Annotated in this window: 17 protein-coding genes, 1 rRNA gene and 1 pseudogene; 11 read left to right on the top strand and 8 right to left on the bottom strand. The window is 70.9% G+C overall.

Annotated elements, in window-relative coordinates:
* Both E1J50_RS22455 and E1J50_RS22450 read right to left on the bottom strand, forming a co-directional pair.
* A 16S ribosomal RNA gene (locus tag E1J50_RS22455) occupies positions 1–171 on the bottom strand; the annotation flags it as partial.
* 405 nt (positions 172–576) lie between these two features.
* On the bottom strand, positions 577–1098 hold the full coding sequence (locus E1J50_RS22450) for a DUF2244 domain-containing protein (RefSeq protein ID WP_132255998.1): 522 nt from the start codon (positions 1096–1098) through the stop codon (positions 577–579).
* 20 nt (positions 1099–1118) lie between these two features.
* Between E1J50_RS22450 and nth the strand changes: the two are divergent.
* Positions 1119–1845: pseudogene (gene nth / locus E1J50_RS22445) on the top strand (endonuclease III).
* A gap of 214 nt (positions 1846–2059) precedes the next feature.
* The gene (gene purC, locus E1J50_RS22440; protein ID WP_109891388.1) at positions 2060–2854 is read left to right on the top strand and encodes a phosphoribosylaminoimidazolesuccinocarboxamide synthase; all 795 of its coding nucleotides are present in this window, start codon (positions 2060–2062) and stop codon (positions 2852–2854) included.
* A 78-nt stretch (positions 2855–2932) separates the two neighbouring features.
* Here purC and E1J50_RS22435 read toward each other — a convergent pair whose 3' ends face one another.
* Genes E1J50_RS22435 through E1J50_RS22425 form a run of 3 tightly spaced genes read right to left on the bottom strand, consistent with a single transcriptional unit; the run spans position 2933 to position 6198 of the window.
* Positions 2933–4945, bottom strand: a complete 2013-nt coding sequence (locus tag E1J50_RS22435) for a glycosyltransferase family 2 protein (protein WP_132255997.1) — start codon at positions 4943–4945, stop codon at positions 2933–2935.
* Positions 4946–4980: 35 nt separating this feature from the next.
* On the bottom strand, positions 4981–5610 hold the full coding sequence (locus E1J50_RS22430; RefSeq protein ID WP_132255996.1) for a hypothetical protein: 630 nt from the start codon (positions 5608–5610) through the stop codon (positions 4981–4983).
* A 48-nt stretch (positions 5611–5658) separates the two neighbouring features.
* A complete protein-coding gene (locus tag E1J50_RS22425; RefSeq protein ID WP_132255995.1) occupies positions 5659–6198 on the bottom strand; it encodes an invasion associated locus B family protein in 540 nt (179 codons plus the stop codon).
* A 181-nt stretch (positions 6199–6379) separates the two neighbouring features.
* Between E1J50_RS22425 and E1J50_RS22420 the strand changes: the two genes are divergently transcribed.
* Positions 6380–6757, top strand: a complete 378-nt coding sequence (locus E1J50_RS22420) for a hypothetical protein (RefSeq protein ID WP_207919271.1) — start codon at positions 6380–6382, stop codon at positions 6755–6757.
* Between the two features lie 19 nt (positions 6758–6776).
* Here the strand turns inward: E1J50_RS22420 and E1J50_RS22415 are convergent, their stop codons facing one another.
* Entirely contained in the window at positions 6777–7511 is a 735-nt protein-coding gene (locus E1J50_RS22415; protein ID WP_132255994.1) for a M48 family metallopeptidase, read from the bottom strand.
* A 131-nt stretch (positions 7512–7642) separates the two neighbouring features.
* Positions 7643–8917 carry a polyhydroxyalkanoate depolymerase gene (locus tag E1J50_RS22410; protein WP_132255993.1) on the bottom strand — a complete coding sequence of 425 codons (1275 nt, stop codon included), beginning with the start codon at positions 8915–8917 and terminating at the stop codon, positions 7643–7645.
* Positions 8918–9098: 181 nt separating this feature from the next.
* Between E1J50_RS22410 and E1J50_RS22405 the strand changes: the two genes are divergently transcribed.
* The 6 genes from E1J50_RS22405 (at position 9099) to rcdA (ending at position 13438) form a co-directional block, all read left to right on the top strand.
* On the top strand, positions 9099–10481 hold the full coding sequence (locus E1J50_RS22405) for an ActS/PrrB/RegB family redox-sensitive histidine kinase (RefSeq protein WP_132255992.1): 1383 nt from the start codon (positions 9099–9101) through the stop codon (positions 10479–10481).
* A 36-nt stretch (positions 10482–10517) separates the two neighbouring features.
* A complete protein-coding gene (locus E1J50_RS22400; protein ID WP_132255991.1) occupies positions 10518–11120 on the top strand; it encodes an ActR/PrrA/RegA family redox response regulator transcription factor in 603 nt (200 codons plus the stop codon).
* 138 nt (positions 11121–11258) lie between these two features.
* Positions 11259–11492: a hypothetical protein gene (locus tag E1J50_RS22395; RefSeq protein WP_132255990.1), complete on the top strand. Its 234-nt coding sequence runs from the start codon at positions 11259–11261 to the stop codon at positions 11490–11492.
* A gap of 164 nt (positions 11493–11656) precedes the next feature.
* Positions 11657–11896, top strand: coding sequence for a phosphoribosylformylglycinamidine synthase subunit PurS (gene purS / locus E1J50_RS22390; RefSeq protein WP_132255989.1), 240 nt, complete (start codon positions 11657–11659; stop codon positions 11894–11896).
* Positions 11896–12576 carry a phosphoribosylformylglycinamidine synthase subunit PurQ gene (gene purQ / locus E1J50_RS22385; RefSeq protein ID WP_132255988.1) on the top strand — a complete coding sequence of 227 codons (681 nt, stop codon included), beginning with the start codon at positions 11896–11898 and terminating at the stop codon, positions 12574–12576. The genes purS and purQ overlap by 1 nt, the downstream gene beginning before the upstream one ends.
* A gap of 334 nt (positions 12577–12910) precedes the next feature.
* Positions 12911–13438, top strand: coding sequence for a protease adaptor protein RcdA (gene rcdA, locus E1J50_RS22380; RefSeq protein ID WP_132255987.1), 528 nt, complete (start codon positions 12911–12913; stop codon positions 13436–13438).
* A gap of 78 nt (positions 13439–13516) precedes the next feature.
* Here rcdA and rpmE read toward each other — a convergent pair whose 3' ends face one another.
* Complete coding sequence (gene rpmE / locus E1J50_RS22375; protein WP_132255986.1) at positions 13517–13771, bottom strand: 50S ribosomal protein L31; 255 nt, start codon at positions 13769–13771, stop codon at positions 13517–13519.
* A gap of 165 nt (positions 13772–13936) precedes the next feature.
* Here rpmE and E1J50_RS22370 point away from each other — a divergent pair, with 165 nt between their 5' ends.
* Both E1J50_RS22370 and E1J50_RS22365 read left to right on the top strand, forming a co-directional pair.
* A complete protein-coding gene (locus E1J50_RS22370; protein ID WP_132255985.1) occupies positions 13937–15781 on the top strand; it encodes an ABC transporter transmembrane domain-containing protein in 1845 nt (614 codons plus the stop codon).
* Between the two features lie 7 nt (positions 15782–15788).
* The gene (locus E1J50_RS22365; RefSeq protein ID WP_132249539.1) at positions 15789–16808 is read left to right on the top strand and encodes a D-cysteine desulfhydrase family protein; all 1020 of its coding nucleotides are present in this window, start codon (positions 15789–15791) and stop codon (positions 16806–16808) included.
* Positions 16809–16838 lie beyond the last annotated feature (30 nt).

Raw genomic sequence — 16838 nt, 5'->3', positions numbered from 1 at the left:
AGGGCGTATCCGGTATTAGCACAAGTTTCCCTGTGTTATTCCGAACCAAAGGGTACGTTCCCACGTGTTACTCACCCGTCTGCCACTCCCGTCCGAAGACGAGCGTTCGACTTGCATGTGTTAAGCCTGCCGCCAGCGTTCGCTCTGAGCCAGGATCAAACTCTCAAGTTAAAGAGCTCGATCATAGCTGATCACGTTTGACAGAGGCTCACAACCAATCCAGACGTCGCCGCCCAGATCGTGTGAGCTCTCGAACCGTAAACAGCTTGTATCCACTCACGATCCAGCACAAAGCCAGATCCGCAAGGACACGCGCCGTCCACGCTTCTCTTCCTCAGATGAACTTGTCAAAGAACACAGGCCCGAAGAACCCGTAGCGGACAACCACGCCCAGCCCGACCGAAGCCAAGCCCAAAGCTCAGATTGTCCAAGAGACGTTTCAGCGCCCGGGCCACTTCCGCGGCCGGCGCCGATGAGCAGCGGTATACGGACCACCCCCAAAATCGTCAACCCGAAAAATCACAGACCCATGAAAATCCCGCGACACGACCGTGACAGGACCCGCCCCGGCGCCGCTCAGTAGCCCTTCTTCACGAAGGCCAGCGCCCGATCGAGGCCCTGCGCGATGCGCGCGCGCTCGTCGGGCGAGGCGTCGCGGGCGACGAGCACTGCCTGCCGCCGCGACACCAGGGTCAGGCGCTGCAGGCCGTATTCCTCGTCCTCCACCTTCGCGATCTTCGTCCAGAGCGGGTTGAACCGCCATTCGCGCCGCTCGCCCCGGTGGCTGACCCGCGCGAGCAGCACCTCGATCTGGGAGATCATCACCTCCTCGAAGGAGCGGCCGCGGCGCGCGCTCACCTTCAGGGCCGCGTAGAGCGCCAGCATGTCGATGCCGAAGAATCCCGCCACCGGCCAGAAGCCCATGCGGATGCACCAGATCGAGGTGGCGACCGAGACGAGGCAGCAGCCCGCCATCACGACGCGGAAGCCCCGGCGGCCTAAGGATTGGTGCGGCCGGATCGTCGCCGAGAAGACGGGCCGGTCCATGCTGTCGGGATCGAGGCCGTCGGGATGGGCCGAAAGGTTGCCGCTCGCCATGCACACCATATAAGGCGGCCATGGCCCGCCGTCAGTCGATCCGCACCGGGAAAAGCCGCGTCGCAGCGGACCTCGAAGCTCCCCTCGTCGCCCGCGTGGAGACGGCGCCGGCGCCCGTCGGGCCCGAGACCGTCGCGGAGATCTTCCGGCGGCTGAGTGGCCTCAACCCGGAGCCGCGCGCCGAGCTCGCCTACGTCAACGCCTACACGCTCCTCGTCGCCGTCGTGCTCTCGGCCCAGGCGACCGACCGCAGCGTCAACCTCGCGACGGCGCCCCTCTTCGCGGTCGCCGACACGCCGGAGAAGATGCTCGGCCTCGGCGAGGAGCGGGTGCGCGACTTCATCCGGACGATCGGCCTCTTCAACACCAAGGCGAAGAACGTCATCGCCCTCTCGCAGATCCTGGTGGAGCGGCATGGGGGGGCGGTGCCGCGCGCGCGACGCGCTGGAGGTGTTGCCGGGCGTCGGCACGAAGACCGCGAGCGTGGTGCTGAACGTGGCCTTCGGCGTCGAGACGATCGCGGTCGATACCCACATCTTCCGGGTCTCGAACCGGATCCCCCTCGTGGTGGCGCCGACCACCGACAAGGTGCAGGCGGGGCTCGAGGCGATCGTGCCCGCGCCCTACCGCCTGAACGCGCATCACTGGCTGATCCTGTTCGGGCGCTACATCTGCAAGGCGCGCCGGCCGGAATGCCCGCGCTGCCCCATCAACGATCTCTGCCGCTACCCCTCGAAGACCCTCTGACGCGCGCCCTCTCCGCGAGGGTCCGGGCCTCCCGCAGGACGCGCGACGGGATCGCGCGCAAGGCTAACGCGTTGTGCTGCCAACCCGCTTCGGGTACTTTGGCAGCCGGCCGCCGGTGGCGATCGGCAACGATAAGCACGCGCGGCCCGGCCTTCGATCAGGCCGCCACGCCGCGGATTCCGCACATCGTTTGGTCGCCAAGGAGTCACGGCCCATGGACTTCCTCAAACCACGGTACACGCCTATGAACCGCCGCCGTCGCATCTACGAGGGCAAGGCGAAGGTCCTCTACGAGGGTCCGGAGCCCGGAACGCTCATCCAGCACTTCAAGGACGATGCGACCGCCTTCAACGCGAAGAAGCACGAGGTCATCGACGGCAAGGGCGTGCTGAACAACCGGATCTCGGAATTCGTCTTCCAGCACCTCAACGATATCGGCGTGCCGACCCACTTCATCCGCCGCCTGAACATGCGCGAGCAGCTGATCCGCGAAGTCGAGATCATCCCGCTTGAGGTGGTGGTGCGCAACGTGGCGGCGGGCTCGCTCGCGACGCGGCTCGGCCTCGAGGAAGGCACGCAACTGCCGCGCTCGATCATCGAGTTCTACTACAAGAACGACCAGCTCAACGACCCGATGGTCTCGGAGGAGCACATCACCGCCTTCGGCTGGGCGACGCCGCAGGAGATCGACGACATCATGGCGCTCGCCATCCGGGTGAACGACTTCCTGTCGGGCCTCTTCCTCGGGGTCGGCATCCGGCTCGTGGACTTCAAGATGGAGACGGGCCGCCTCTGGGAGGGCGACCTGATGCGGATCGTGGTGGCCGACGAGATCTCCCCGGATTCCTGCCGCCTGTGGGACATCAAGTCGTCGGACAAGCTCGACAAGGACCGCTTCCGCAAGGATCTCGGCGGCCTGATCGAGGCCTATACCGAGGTCGCCAAGCGCCTCGGGATCATGTCCGAGAACGAGAAGGTCCAGACGGGCGGCCCGCGCCTCGTCCAGTAATCGGCCCGGCTCCGGCCGGATCGTCGGAACCTCTGCCAAGGGGCCCCGCGGAAGCGGCGGCCCCTTTCTCCTGCCCGCCTATTCGAGATCCTCGCCGAAGGTCGTGACCGAGAGCGCCGGGTGGTAGAACGGGTCGTGGCGGATGATGGCCCGCCAGCGCTCGGAGAAGCGCGCGGCCTCGGCCTCGAAGCGCCTGCGCGCCGCGCCGACGGCCGGGCCGCGGCTCACGGATTCGAGATGCGCGAGCTCGGCCTCCGGCGTCCAGACCGTCTTCCAGCCCGCCGCGCCGAGGCGCAGGCAGAAATCGACGTCGTTGAAATCGACCGGGAAGGCCTCCGCGTCGAAGCCGCCGACCGCCTGGTAGCGGTCGCGCCGGACGGCGAGGCAGGCGGCCGTCACCGCCGAGACCTCGTGCGCGACGCACAATTGGCCGAGGCGCCCCGGCGACCCGGCGGGGCGGCGGCGCAGGCTGTGCCCGGCCCGGCCACCCAGGCCGACCACGACGCCCGCGTGCTGGAGGCGCCCGTCCCCGTAGAGGAGCTTGGCGCCGACCGCTCCGACCTCCGGCCGGCAGGCCTGCCGGACCATCGCCTCGAGCCAGCCCGCGCCGAGCACCGCGACGTCGTTGTTGAGGAGCACCACCACCTCCCCCGCCGCGGCGGCGACGCCCGCATTCACCATGGCGGAGAAGTTGAAGGGCTCGGGATGGGGCACGATTCGGACCCGGTCGTCGCGGCGCAAGGCCTCGTAATGGGCGAGCACGGCCGGATCGGTCGATCCGTTGTCGACGATGACGAGTTCGAGGGCCGCGTAGCCCGTCTCCTGCAGGACGCCCCGGCAGACGCGGGCGATGAGGTCGATGCGGTCGCGGGAGGGGATGACGACGCTGACGAGCGGCGCGGGGTCGGGCAGCGGCCAGCGGAGCAGGACGCCGCCCTCGCGGGCCTCGGCGATGGCAGGCGAGGCGATGGCGGCGAGGACCCGTCCGACCTCCTCGGCGGAGGGCGCGGAGGCCGGCGCGGCGAGATCGCAGAGAACCTGCGGTACGTGCTCGACCGCCCGGGCCGACGCCGTAGCGATCGCGAGCGCGCCGACGAGCGCCGGCGCATCCGCGGCCGAGCCGCCGGCGCGCAGGAGAAGACGGGCGGAATAGAGGGCCGGGCGGCCGACATAAGCGGTCGCCAGCGCGAGGTCGGGGCTCCAGTCGGGCTTCAGCAGTGGCCGCCCGTCCGGGTCGAGCGCGTCGGCGTAGACGAGGTCGAGATCGGAGCGGGCATGGAGGCGCGCTCCGAGGCGGGCGAGAGCCTCGGGTCGCAGCGCGTCGCCCGGACTGAGCGGGAGGATCGCGTCGCTCGCCTCGACGAGATCGGCGAGGGTCTCGTCCGGCGCGAACGGGCGCTGCGCGACGCGCGGATCATCGTTCGGGACGTGGCGGCCGCCCGCCGCGTGGAGCACGAGGGCCTGCCAGCCCGGATGCGCCTGGGCGCGCAGCGAGGCGAGCGTCCGGGCGAGGCCGGCGCCCTCCCCTCCCCCGGCGGGAATCAGGATGCGCAGCGGGCCTGCCGTCGGATCGGGCGTCTTCGCGGGCGGCCCGGTGCGGGCGGCGGCCCAGGCCGCGTAGCGGGCGAGCGGCGTGACGGCGCAGGACCCGCGGAGGATGTCGCGGAAGCGGCGCTCGTCGCGGCGCAGGAAGGTGTAGAGCGCGGCCGGGAACCGCCGCGGCCGCTTGAACAGGCACTCCATGAACACGCTGGCCCGGGTGCGCAGCCCGACGCGGTCGAGCCGGAGGCCGGGGCCGGCGGCGAGGCGGATCTCGCGCAGCCCGGCCGGCAGGTAGCCGAGCCAGTGCGCCGCGCCCTCGGTGACGCCCGGCAGGAGGAACTCCTCGTCGGGCCGCCCGGCCCGGAGCAGCCGCAGCATCGGCCGGAGCGGCGCCTTCGACGGGTCGCCGAGAACGGTGAGCGTGATCCAGTCCCCCTCCCCTGCCGCGGGAATGCGGAGGCGACGGGTGAAGACCGGATCGTCGGTCGGCTCCAGCGAGAACGGCGTCGCGCGGCCGAGCCAGGGGCGGGCACTCGTCGGGATCGGCATGCGGCCCCGTCAGGCGGCGGGCCGGGAGGCCGCCCTCACTGGCTCGCGCCGGTCTGCTCGGGCGAAGCGGGCGCGGCCGCCACCGGTGGCTTGCGGCGGGCGGGCGCCTTCGCGGCCTTCGCTCCGCCGCCGAGCCCGACTTCGATCTCGTAGTCGCGGGTCATCGCGGCCGGGACGGAGATGTCCTCCTCGACCACCGAGAAGAAGCCCTGCGCCTCGCCCGCGCCGACCGAGGCGGAGAGCCTGCGGAAGCGGGACACCACGACCTTCTCGTCGGACTTGACGGCGATGGTGAGCGGCACGTCGAAGCGGCCCGGTGCGCCGGCCGGACCTAGCAGGACGCGCCCCTCGACGCCGACCTTGACCGTGATCGAGCCGTCCTCGCGGCGGGTGCATTCGCGGGCGAGCCGTCCGAGCGTGATCTGCGTGCGGATGCTGGCCTTGTCGCCCGCGCGCCCGCCCAGCGTCTGCAGGGCCGCCCCTCCCTCCGAGACGCCGACCGGCGGGCAATAGGGCGGCTCCAGGTCCTTGCCCTGCGAGGGCGGCACGGTGGGCCCGCCATACTTGAACATATTGGAGAGGAAGTTGCCCTCCTCGGCGCCGGCGGCCGTGGCGGCGAGCGCCAGAACCAGTGCCGGGACCCCCGCTCTCACACGAACACGCATCACGTCGTCCTCCCGGCGGCGGCGTGGCCGCCCCTCCCCGCGGCGCGGCTATTTCAGATTGTCGAAGCCGCCGCCGAACCCCTTCATCGAGAGAGGGATGCCGACGCCCTCCTCCGGGGTCTGGAACACGATGAACGTCGCCTGCGAGCCGGCCTTGAACTGACGGATCAGGTTGTCGTCCATCACCACCTCGGCGACGCAGCCGGTGGTCAGGCAGCGTACGAAGCCCGCGCGCCCGATATCGGTCTGGTCGATCTTCAGGCCGAGCCCGGAGGGCAGCAGGATGCCGAGCGGGGCAACGACCCGCAGCAGGTAGCCGCGGTTGTCGGCGGTCTTCAGAACGATGACGACGAGGGACAGGTTCGGCCGGTCCTCCGCCGCGAGGTACTGGACCAGCGCGCATTGCTCCGCCTTCGCGCCCGCGGGCGTCTCGCAGCGCAATTGCCAGTCGTCGAAGGTCTTCCGGACGGTGCCCTGGGCTGCGGCGCCCGCGACGCCGAGCCCCGCGACCAGGGGCCATGCGACGGCGAGGGAGGCGGCGGCGCACCGGATTCGATCGAGCCTCTTCCGCAGACCCACGCGACACATCCTTGCTGGAACGCCCCGGCCCGAAGGGGCACGGGGCCGGGAGCCCGGTGTTCCGACCATGCTGGGCCGTACCCTGTCAAGCGACCGGCCGCGGCTCATTTTCGCCACATTGTGCTACCCCTCGGCGCGGCCAAGCTCTAGATTGGATGGACCAGTGCCCCTGATCCGGATCGAGTCCCCCATGCGTCACATCCTCCTCCCGGCCCTTCTTCTCGGAGCCGGTCTCTCCCAGGCCGCCGCGCAGGGCCTGCCCATCGGCGAGACGACGTATGTCGAGCGGTCGCTCAACCGCGACGCGACACTGACGGTCGAGCACCCGCCCGTCTCGCGCAATCCCTACGGGCGGCGCGCCGGCTCCTCGGCGGCGATCGCGGGCTTCTGCCACGAAGGCGGCTTCATCCGCCGCCGGGACGCCGACGGGCATGCCACGATCGTCCGGCAGCGGGAACTCTGTGACAGCGTGGCGCCGCGCACCCTGAACCCCGGCGAGGTCGACCCGCGCCCCACCTGGCCCGTCGAGCGCGTCTCGCGGGAGCGCGTCCTGCGCGTGAAGGGCTGAGGGCGAGCGGGAGCTTGGCTCAACCGTAGCGGTGCAGGCTCGCACCGTTGCGCTTGAGCCAGGCTTCCGCCTCGTCGACGTGCGGGCAGAGGTCGCCGAGAAGGCTCCAGAAGCGCTGCGAGTGGTTCATCTCGCGCAGATGCGCCATCTCGTGCGCGACGAGGTAGTCGAGCACGAGGGGCGGCGCCAGGATCAGGCGCCAGGAGAAATTCAGCTCGCCCCGCGCGGTGCAGGATCCCCAGCGGCTGCGCGTGTCGCGGATCGTGATCCGGGTCGGCGCCTGCCCGAGCGCGGCCGTGTAGCGCGCGACCGCCTCGGCGAGATCCGCGCGGACCTCGCGCTGCAGCCAGTCGCGCACGCGCCGGCCGACGAAGGCGGGGTCGCAGGAGACCGAGATCACCGCCTCGCCGCCGATCTGCTCCAGGCGCGTCGCGCCGCTGCGGGCGCCGCGAAGCTCGATCCTGTGCGGGACGCCGCGCACGGGCAGGCTCGCCCCGGGCTCGAAGAGGACGCGGGCCGGGACGCGGGCGAGGCGCGCCGCGATCCAGCCGCCATGGCTTGCCACGAAACGCTGCGCGGTCGCGATCGAGGTTCGCGTCGGTAGCGTCAGGATCACCTCGCCGGTCGCCTGCGAGACGCGCAGGGTCAGACGGCGCGCCGCAGGCCAGCGCCGTAGGGATACGCGCAGGGGCTCACCCCCGTGGAGGATGTCGAGGTGCTCGGGATCGGGCCGACGCAGGAGGGCGAGAGGCATGCTCAAGCTTAAGCCGGCGGCCGCGATTGCTCCAGCCGCTCGGCGCCACAGCGTCGGGAATTCCTCGCGTCGATGGGGCATCCCGCTCCGAGCCGGTCCGTTCGTTCGGGATCGGCTCCCTGCGCGCCGCCTCAGACGACCCGACGCAGATGCGGGACCGTCGTCGGACGCGCCTCCATCTCGCGGGTGAAGCGCGTGATCCGCGGCGCGATCACGCTGCGGAAGCGCGAGCCGTTGAACACGCCGTAATGCCCCACCCCCGTCTGCAGGTGATAGACCTTGCGCGCGTCGGGCAGGTTCGGGGTGAGGTCGAGGGCCGCCCGGGTCTGCCCGACGCCGGAGATGTCGTCGTTCTCGCCCTCGACGGCGAGGATCGCGCAACGCCGGATGGCGGTGAGGTCGACCGGGGCGCCATGATGCAGCATCGTGCCGTTCGGCAGGGCGTGCTCGACGAACACCGTGCGCACCGTCTGCAGGTAGAACTCGGCGGTGAGGTCCATCACGGCGAGGTACTCGTCGTAGAAGTCGCGGTGCTTCTCGGCCGAGTCGCCGTCGCCCTTCACGAGATGGTCGAACATCTCGGCGTGGGCGGTGACGTGCCGGTCGAGGTTCATCGCCATGAACCCCGAGAGCTGCAGGAAGCCCGGATAGACGCGCCGCCATCCCCCCGGATAGATCGGCGGCACCAGAGTGATGCAATGGCGCTCGAACCAGTCCGAGCCGCGCTCCTGCGCGAGGCAGTTGACCGCGGTCGGCGAGCGGCGCGTGTCGATGGGGCCGCCCATCAGCGTCATCGAGAGGGGGACGCCGGCGGCGTCCTGCGCCTCCATCACGGCCACCGCCGCGATCACCGGCACGGCGGGCTGGCAGACGGCCATGACGTGCAGGTCCGGTCCGAGGTCCCGGAAGATGTCCTTGAGATAATCGATGTAGGTGTCGAGATCGAAGTTGCCGGCGGTGATCGGCACCATCCGCGCATCGGCCCAGTCGGTGATGTAGACGTCGTGGTTCGGCAGCATGGCCTCCACGGTGCCGCGCAGCAGCGTGGCGTAGTGGCCCGACATCGGCGCGACGATCAGGAGCTTCGATTGGGGCTCGGCGGGACGGCGCAGGAAGCCGCGGTCGAAGCTGATCACGCGGCAGAACGGGCGCTCCCAGACGACCCGCTCGGTGACGGGCACGCGCTCGCCGCCGACCACCGTCTCATCCAGGTCGAAGGACGGCTTGCCGTAGCGGCGCGTCACGCGCTCGAACATCTCGCAGCCCGCGGCGATCGAGCGGGCATAGGGCGAGTAGGCGGCCGGATTGCCCGGGTGCCGAAGGCTGTGGCGCGTCACGTCGGCGGCCACGCGTGCCGGCGACAGCATCAGCCGGGCGCCTTCGTACCAGAAATAGGCGAGATCCATGGCGTCGTCCTCGTCACGCCACGCGCACCCCCCGGCACGCGACTGGCAACGGAGTGCCAGTCTACACGTTCCTGGATGAATCGTCGCACAACGACGTGGCGAACGACTTGGCAAACGACTTGGCGATCACCCTGGCGCTTACCCTGGACGGCGCCGGGTCCGGCCCTATCGTTCTGTCGCCATGTCTGATCCGAGTCCGAACGGCTTCGTCCGAGATGCCCGCCACCTTCGGCTCGACACGTTCGTGCGCCTGCGCTGGCTCGCGATCACCGGTCAGAGCGCGGCCGTGGTCGGCGCGCAGTTCGGGCTCGGCCTCGCCCTGCCCTTCGGCTGGTGCTTCCTCGTCATCGCGGCCTCGTCCTGGCTGAACCTCGCCCTGCGCATCCGCTTCCCGGCGAGCTACCGCCTGAGCGATGATTCGGCCGCCCTGCTCCTCGCCTTCGACATCATCCAGCTCGCGGCCCTGCTCTTCCTGACGGGCGGCCTGCAGAATCCGTTCTCGCTCCTGTTCCTCGCACCCGTCCTCATCTCGGCGACCGCCCTGCCGCCGGAGCGGACCCTCGCGCTCGGGCTCCTCGCGATCGGGCTCGCGACGCTGCTCGCCCTCGTCCACCGGCCCCTGCCCTGGTTCGCCGACGGGCGGATCGAGCTGCCCTTCCTCTACATCTCGGGGGTGTGGACGGCGATCCTCCTCGGCACCGCCTTCACCGGCGTCTACGCGTGGCGGGTGGCGGAGGAGACCCGGCAACTCGCCCAGGCGCTCGCGGCGACCGAGCTGGTCCTTGCCCGTGAGCAGCACCTGTCGCAACTCGACGGCCTCGCTGCGGCGGCGGCGCACGAGCTCGGCACGCCACTCGGCACCATCATGGTCGTGACGAAGGAGCTCGTCCGGCAGCTCGGCCCGACCGCATCGCCCGGCGTGGCCGAGGACCTGGAACTCCTGCGCGAGCAGGTCGACCGCTGCCGCGGCATCCTCCAGAAGCTCACCTCCCTCGACAGCGACGAGACGGGCTTCCTCGCCACCGTCACCTTCAGCCACCTCGTCGAGGAGCTGGCGGCCCCGCAGCGCGCGCTCGGCATCCAGCTCGCGGTCTCGAGCCGCGGCGAGGGCCCGGAGCCGATCTGCAGGCGCAATCCCGGCGTCATGTTCGGGCTCGCCAACATCGTCGACAACGCCGTCGATTTCGCCGATTCGCGCGTGGTGATCGAGGCGCACTGGGATCTGGAGCGCGTCTTCCTGGAGATCCGGGACGACGGGCCGGGCTTCTCCAGCGAGGTGCTGCTGCGCGCGGGCGAGCCCTACGTCACGACCCGGAGCCCCGACCGGACGGTGCAGGGCGATACCGTGGGGGCCGGGCTGGGGCTCGGCCTGTTCATCGCCAAGACCCTGATCGAGCGCTCCGGGGCGCTGCTCACCCTGTCCAACATGTCGTCGCCGGGCAGCACGGGCGCCGTCGTCCAGATCGCGTGGCCGCGCCCCGTCTTCGAGCGCGGAGCCGTCCCGCGCCACGCTCCGGAAGTTGTGGGCCAACCCCTAACGGAACGCAGCGCGGCACCTATATAAACCTCTGATCAACCACGACGAAACAAGGAGCGTCGTATGCTGACGCAATCGGGGACCTCGGCGCCCGCCGCCGAGGCCGTGACCCTCTCGGAGAACGATCCTCTGGCGGCCTTCTCCGACCGCAGCCTCCTGATCGTAGACGACGACAAGCCCTTCTCGACGCGTCTCGCCCGGGCCATGGAGAGCCGGGGCTACGCGGTCCAGGTCGCGGAGAGCGTCGCCGAGGGCGTCACCGCCGTCGAGACCCGCGCACCCGCCTTCGCGGTCATCGACATGCGCCTCGGCGACGGCAACGGCCTCGACGTGATCGCGCGCCTGAAGGAGCGCCGCCCGGATGCGCGCGGCGTCATCCTGACGGGCTACGGCAACATCGCCACCGCCGTGACGGCGGTGAAGCTCGGCGCGTTCGACTACCTCGCCAAGCCGGCCGACGCGGACGAGATCCACGGGACGCTGATGGCCCAGCCGGGCGAGCGCGCGGACCCGCCCGAGAACCCGATGTCGGCCGACCGCGTGCGCTGGGAGCACATCCAGCGGGTCTACGAGCTGTGCGGCCGCAACGTCTCCGAGACGGCCCGGCGGCTGAACATGCACCGCCGCACGCTTCAGCGCATCCTCGCCAAGCGCGCCCCGCGCTGAGGCCCGGGGGCGGGCTTGGCGCCCGCCACGGGCGCTCCCGCCCCGTCGCCCGCGCCCTCGGTTGCGCGGGAGGGACCAATCGCGCTACTGGCCCTGCGCTGAGCGGCCCATGAGCCGGTTCGACGGGAAGTTTCGACAGTGAACACGCGCAACCTCATCACCATCCTGAGCATGATGGTGCTGGTCGGGACCGAGGTCTTCGCCGCCGCGATCGCTGCGGGTTGGGCGCTGGCCGGCCTGTTCGAGCTCGGCGACCGCGTCGGCCACGTCCTGATGGCTCTGTTCAGCCTGCTGGCCGCCTGGATCATGCTGCAACTCTGGCGGCGCGCCGTCAGCATCGAGCCGATCCGGGCCGCCCCGCCCCGCCGCTGAGCGGCGCGACCGGGCTGAGAGCCATCGCCTCACGCCACCGTGCGGAAACGAGCGGCCTCGGCCGGGTGCCGCCCGTGCAAGGGGCGTGGGCGCCGCACTCCGTTGCCAGCGCAGCGAATACACCCTATCGGCAGACGGCCCCGATCACACGCGAGTCCCCGATCATGAAAGCGCGAATCATCGTCACCCTGAAGACCGGAGTGCTGGATCCCCAGGGCAAGGCGATCGAGTCCGCGCTGAAGTCGTTCGGCATCCAGGATGTCGGCGGCGTCCGCCAGGGCAAGGTCTTCGACATCGAGGTCGAGGGCTCCGACCGCGCGGCCGCCGAGGCCACGCTGAAGACCGCCTGCGAGAAGCTGCTCGCGAACACGGTGGTCGAGAACTACGCGATCGAGATCGCCTGATGCGCGCGGCGATCGTCGTCTTCCCGGGCTCGAACCGCGACGGGGACGTCGCGCGCGCCCTCCGGCTCGCGGGTGCCGACGTCACCATGGTCTGGCACGCCGAGACCGAGCTGCCGGCCGGCACCGACCTCGCCGTGCTGCCCGGCGGCTTCTCCTACGGCGACTATCTCCGCTGCGGCGCGATCGCGGGGCGCGCCGCAGCGATGGATGCGGTGCGGGCCCACGCGGCGCGGGGCGGCCTCGTCCTCGGCATCTGCAACGGCTTCCAGATCCTGTGCGAATCCGGCCTGTTGCCGGGCGTGCTCATGCGCAACATCAACCGCCGCTTCATCTGCCACCGGCAAACGCTGCGTGTGGAGCGGACCGACACGCGCTTCACCTCGGCCTACCGCGAGGGCCAGGTCATCGACGTCTGCGTGGCGCATGGCGAGGGCAATTACTTCGCCGATCCCGACACGATCGCCCGGATCGAGGGCGAGGGCCGGGTCGCCTTCCGCTATTGCGACGCGGCCGGCGCCCTGACGATCGACGCCAACCGCAACGGGTCCCTGAACTCCATCGCGGGCATCTATTCCGAGGCGCGCAACGTGCTCGGGATGATGCCGCATCCGGAGAACTTCGTCGAAGGGCTCGTCGGCGGCATCGACGGGCGGGGCCTGTTCGAGAGCCTCGCCGCCTGACGCGGCCCCAGCTTAACCGGTCGTTAACCTTTCTCATCCATAAAAGGGGCATCCAGACTTCTGGATGTCGAGTGGGACCTCCGTCCACTCTGTTTGATGCCTCCCTGTAGACTCCTTTCAAGCCGCCTTCGGGCGGCTTTTTTCTTGTGCTCACGCAGCTGTGCGGCATCGCGCGATCTTGAAGGCCGGGCGCCGGTCTCGCGCGTTAACCTTGATGCCGGGTTAACCCAGCGGAGATCGACCTGCGGCGCTACATTTGCGCCGAACGCTGTCGAGAGCGCCGGCCCTGCCCCATTTCGGGACGAAACGAGCCGGCCGCGGCACAGGAGGCACGATGAACGGGTTCGACGTCACGTTCCGGGACGAGCGGGACTGGGTCAGCTTCGGGGAGACCTACGTCAACTCGGAGGCCTTCCGGACCCTGTTCCGGGACGGCATGGCGCTGGTCGAGGAGACCGCCGCCTATCTGGACGGCGAGGGCCGCGCCGAATCGCGCCTGATCTCGCGCGACGCGACCCTGAGCTACGCCGCCGAGAGCATGCGGCTGACGACGCTGCTGATGCAGATCGCCTCCTGGCTCCTCGTGCAGCGCGCGGTGGCCGAGGGCGAGATCACGGCGGGCCAGGCGGTCGAGGAGAAGACGCGGGTCAAGCTCAGCGCCCTCGATCCGAGCCGCGCGGACACGCTGAGCCTGCTGCCGCTGCGCCTGCAGGACCTGACCCGCCGCGCCCGCCGCCTGCACGACCGGATCCTGCACCTCGACACGCTGATCTCGGAGGACCGGCCGACGCCGGAGCCGCAGGAGAGCCCGGTCGCCGCCCAGCAGGGCCTGCTGCGCTCCGCCTTCGCGCCGTCGCACTGAGCGGCGGGCGCCCCCAAACGAAACGGGCGGCCCCGTGAGGAGCCGCCCGCCGAATCGGCTGCGTTGAACCCGCGCCGGTTACTTCTTGCCGAAGCTGAGGCTGCCGAAGCGCGAGTTGAAGCGCGAGACGCGGCCGCCGCGATCGAGCATCTTCTGCTCGCCGCCGGTCCAGGCCGGGTGCGTGAGCGGGTCGATGTCGAGGTTGAGCGTGTCGCCTTCCTTGCCGTAGGTCGAGCGGGTCGTGTACTCGGACCCGTCGGTCATCACGACCTTGATGAAGTGGTAGTCGGGATGCTCGGTCCCCTTGGCCTTGTCGGCCGCGTTCTTTGCCATGACGAAGTCCTTGAATAGCCACGCCGACCGGCTCGTTTCGGCGGCCCGCGGCCATTGAACACGCGCAATCGGATGAAGGCGCGCGTATACCGCAGCCTTGCCGGGCGAACAAGCGCGGACGAAACCTGATCTTCTGTGAGTGTGAAACGATGACGGCGAGGCACGATGGCCGCCCCTGACACGACGCCCGGCAAAGGACGCGGCAAGGCGTCGTTGAGCGCGCTGCGCCCGCTGATCCCCTTCGCCTCGGCCTATCGCGGTCGGATCCTCGCCGCCTTCGTCTCGCTGCTATTCGCCTCGGGCGCCACCCTCGTCGTGCCGATCGCGATGCGCCGGGTGATCGACCATGGCTTCTCCCCCGAGGGCCACAGCGTCATCGACGCCTATTTCCTCGCGCTCCTCGGCGTCGTCGCGGTCCTCGCCCTGTCGAGCGCGGCGCGCTACTACACCGTGGTCACCCTCGGCGAGCGCGTCGTCGCCGATCTGCGCTCGGCCGTGTTCCGCCGGCTCACGGTGCTCGACCCCGCCTTCTTCGACAAGGCGCAATCCGGCGAGATCGTCTCGCGGCTCACCGCCGACGCCACGCAGGTGAAATCGGTCTTCGGCGTCTCGATCTCGATCCTCCTGCGCAACGCCTTCCTGTTCGTCGGCGCCGTGGCGATGATGGTGATCACGAGCCCGCAGCTCTCCGTGCTGGTGCTGGCCGCGATCCCGCTGATCGTCTTCCCCCTGATCCTGTCGGGACGCGGCGTGCGGCGCCGCTCGCGGGCCGCGCAGGACCGGCTCGCGGACGCCTCCGCCTACGCGGCCGAAGCCGTCGGGGCGGTGCGCACGATGCAGGCCTTCGGCATGGGACGGGCGACCGCCGACCGCTTCGCCCGGGCCTCTGAGAACGCCTACGGCGCCGCCCGCGCCTCCATCACGGCCCGTGCGCTCCTCACGGGCGTCGCCATCTTCCTCATCTCGTCGAGCGTCGTCGGCGTGATGTGGTACGGCGCGCAAGGGGTGCTCGCCCACACGATGACGGCGGGCCAGCTCTCGCAATTCGTGCTCTACGCCGTGTTCGGCGCGAGCGCCCTCGGCCAGCTCTCGGAGGTCTACGGCGAGCTCGCGCAGGCCGCGGGCGCCGCCGAGCGCCTCGGCGAGATCCTGGCCGCCGAGCCCGCGATCCGCGCCCCCGCGGACCCGCGTCCCCTGCCCGAGCCCGCCCGCGGCGAGGTGGGGTTCGACGCCGTGCGCTTCGCCTACCCGACGCGGCCCGAGCACGCCTCGCTCGGCGGCGTCAGCTTCACCGCCGCACCCGGCGAGCGCATCGCCATCGTCGGCCCGTCGGGCGCGGGCAAGACCACGATCTTCCAGCTGCTCCTGCGCTTCTACGACCCGCAATCGGGCTCCGTGCGGATCGACGGCGTCGACATCGCCAAGGCCGATCCGGACGCGGTGCGCGAGCGGCTCTCCCTCGTGCCCCAGGAGCCGACCGTCTTCTCGGGCTCGGTGCTCGAGAACATCCGCTACGGCCGGCCGGGCGCCAGCGAGGACGAGGTCCGGCACGCCGCCTCCCTCGCCAACGCGGCCGGCTTCATCGCGGCGCTGCCGGAGGGCTACGGCACGCTGGTCGGCGAGCGCGGGGTCACCCTGTCCGGCGGCCAGCGCCAGCGCATCGCCATCGCCCGCGCCATCCTGAAGGACGCGCCGATCCTGCTCCTCGACGAGGCCACCTCGGCGCTCGATGCGGAGAGCGAGCGCGCGGTGCAGGCCGCCCTCGACACGCTGATGCAGGGGCGCACCACCCTCGTCATCGCCCACCGCCTCGCGACGATCCGCGCCGCCGACCGCATCCTCGTCCTCGACGAGGGCCGGATCGTCGAGGAGGGAACGCACGAGAGCCTGCTCGCGCAGGGCGCGCTCTACGCGCAGCTCGCCGCCCTGCAATTCACCGACGCCCTCGACGAGACCGCCCGCGGCAAGGAACCCCGGCTGCGCGCGGCCACCCTGCCGGCGGCCGAGTAGCGCGTCCGTGCCGGGTCCGGACCGCTTTCCGCGCCTCGCGCTCGTCGGCCTGCCGAGCCCGATCGAGCCGCTGGCGGGCCTCGCCCGCCATCTCGGCGAGGCGTTGCGCGGCGTGCGCCTCCTCGTGAAGCGGGACGACCTCGCGGGCTTCGGCCTCGGCGGCAACAAGCTGCGCAAGCTCGAATACCTGCTCGGCGCCGCCCGCGCCGAGGGCGCCGACACCGTGATCACGGTCGGCGCCCTGCAATCGAACCACGCCCGCCTGACCGCAGCGGCGGCGGCGCGGTCGGGCTTCGCCTGCGAGCTGTTCCTCACCCGGACCGTCGAGCGGCACGATCCCGACTACACGGGCAACGGCAACCGCTTCCTCGACGAAGTGTTCGGGGCCCATGTCCACGAATTGCCGGGCGGCGCGGATTCCCTCGCCGCGGCCGAGGAACGGGCCGACGCCCTGCGCAGGGCTGGCCGCCGGGTCTACGTCTTCCCCTCCGGCGGATCGAGCCCGGTCGGCTGCCTCGGCTACGCCGCCTGCGCCGCCGAGATCCTGGAGCAGGCGGCGGCGATGGGCCTGTCGCTCGCCAACATCGTCGTCCCGAACGGCAGCAGCGGCACCCATGCCGGGCTCGCCGCCGGATTGCGGGCAGCGGGCGCCGACCCGCGCCTCGCCCGCTCCCACACGGTGCTCGCCCCGGCCGACGAGGCGGCGGCCACGACGCTGGCCAAGGCGAATGCCACCCTCGATCTGCTCGGCGCCGGCCCGCCCCTTGAGCCTCGGGACATCGACGTGGAGGGCGCCCATCGCGGCGCGGATTACGGGATCCCGACCGAGTCCATGCGCGAGGCCCTGCGCCTGATGGCGCGCAGCGAGGGGCTGCTCCTCGATCCGGTCTACAGCGGCAAGGCCTTCGCCGGCCTCCTGCACGACGTCCGGTCCGGCCGCTATCCGGCGGGCTCGACCGTGCTCTTCGTGATGACGGGCGGCGTGCCCGGCCTCTTCGCCTACCGGAGCGCCTTCACCGACGGATAGGCGCAGGTCCCCTCTCCCGTTCGGGAGAGG

The organism is Methylobacterium segetis (assembly GCF_004348265.1).
GTDB lineage: Bacteria > Pseudomonadota > Alphaproteobacteria > Rhizobiales > Beijerinckiaceae > Methylobacterium > Methylobacterium segetis.
This window is presented reverse-complemented; position numbering and strand designations above follow the sequence as displayed.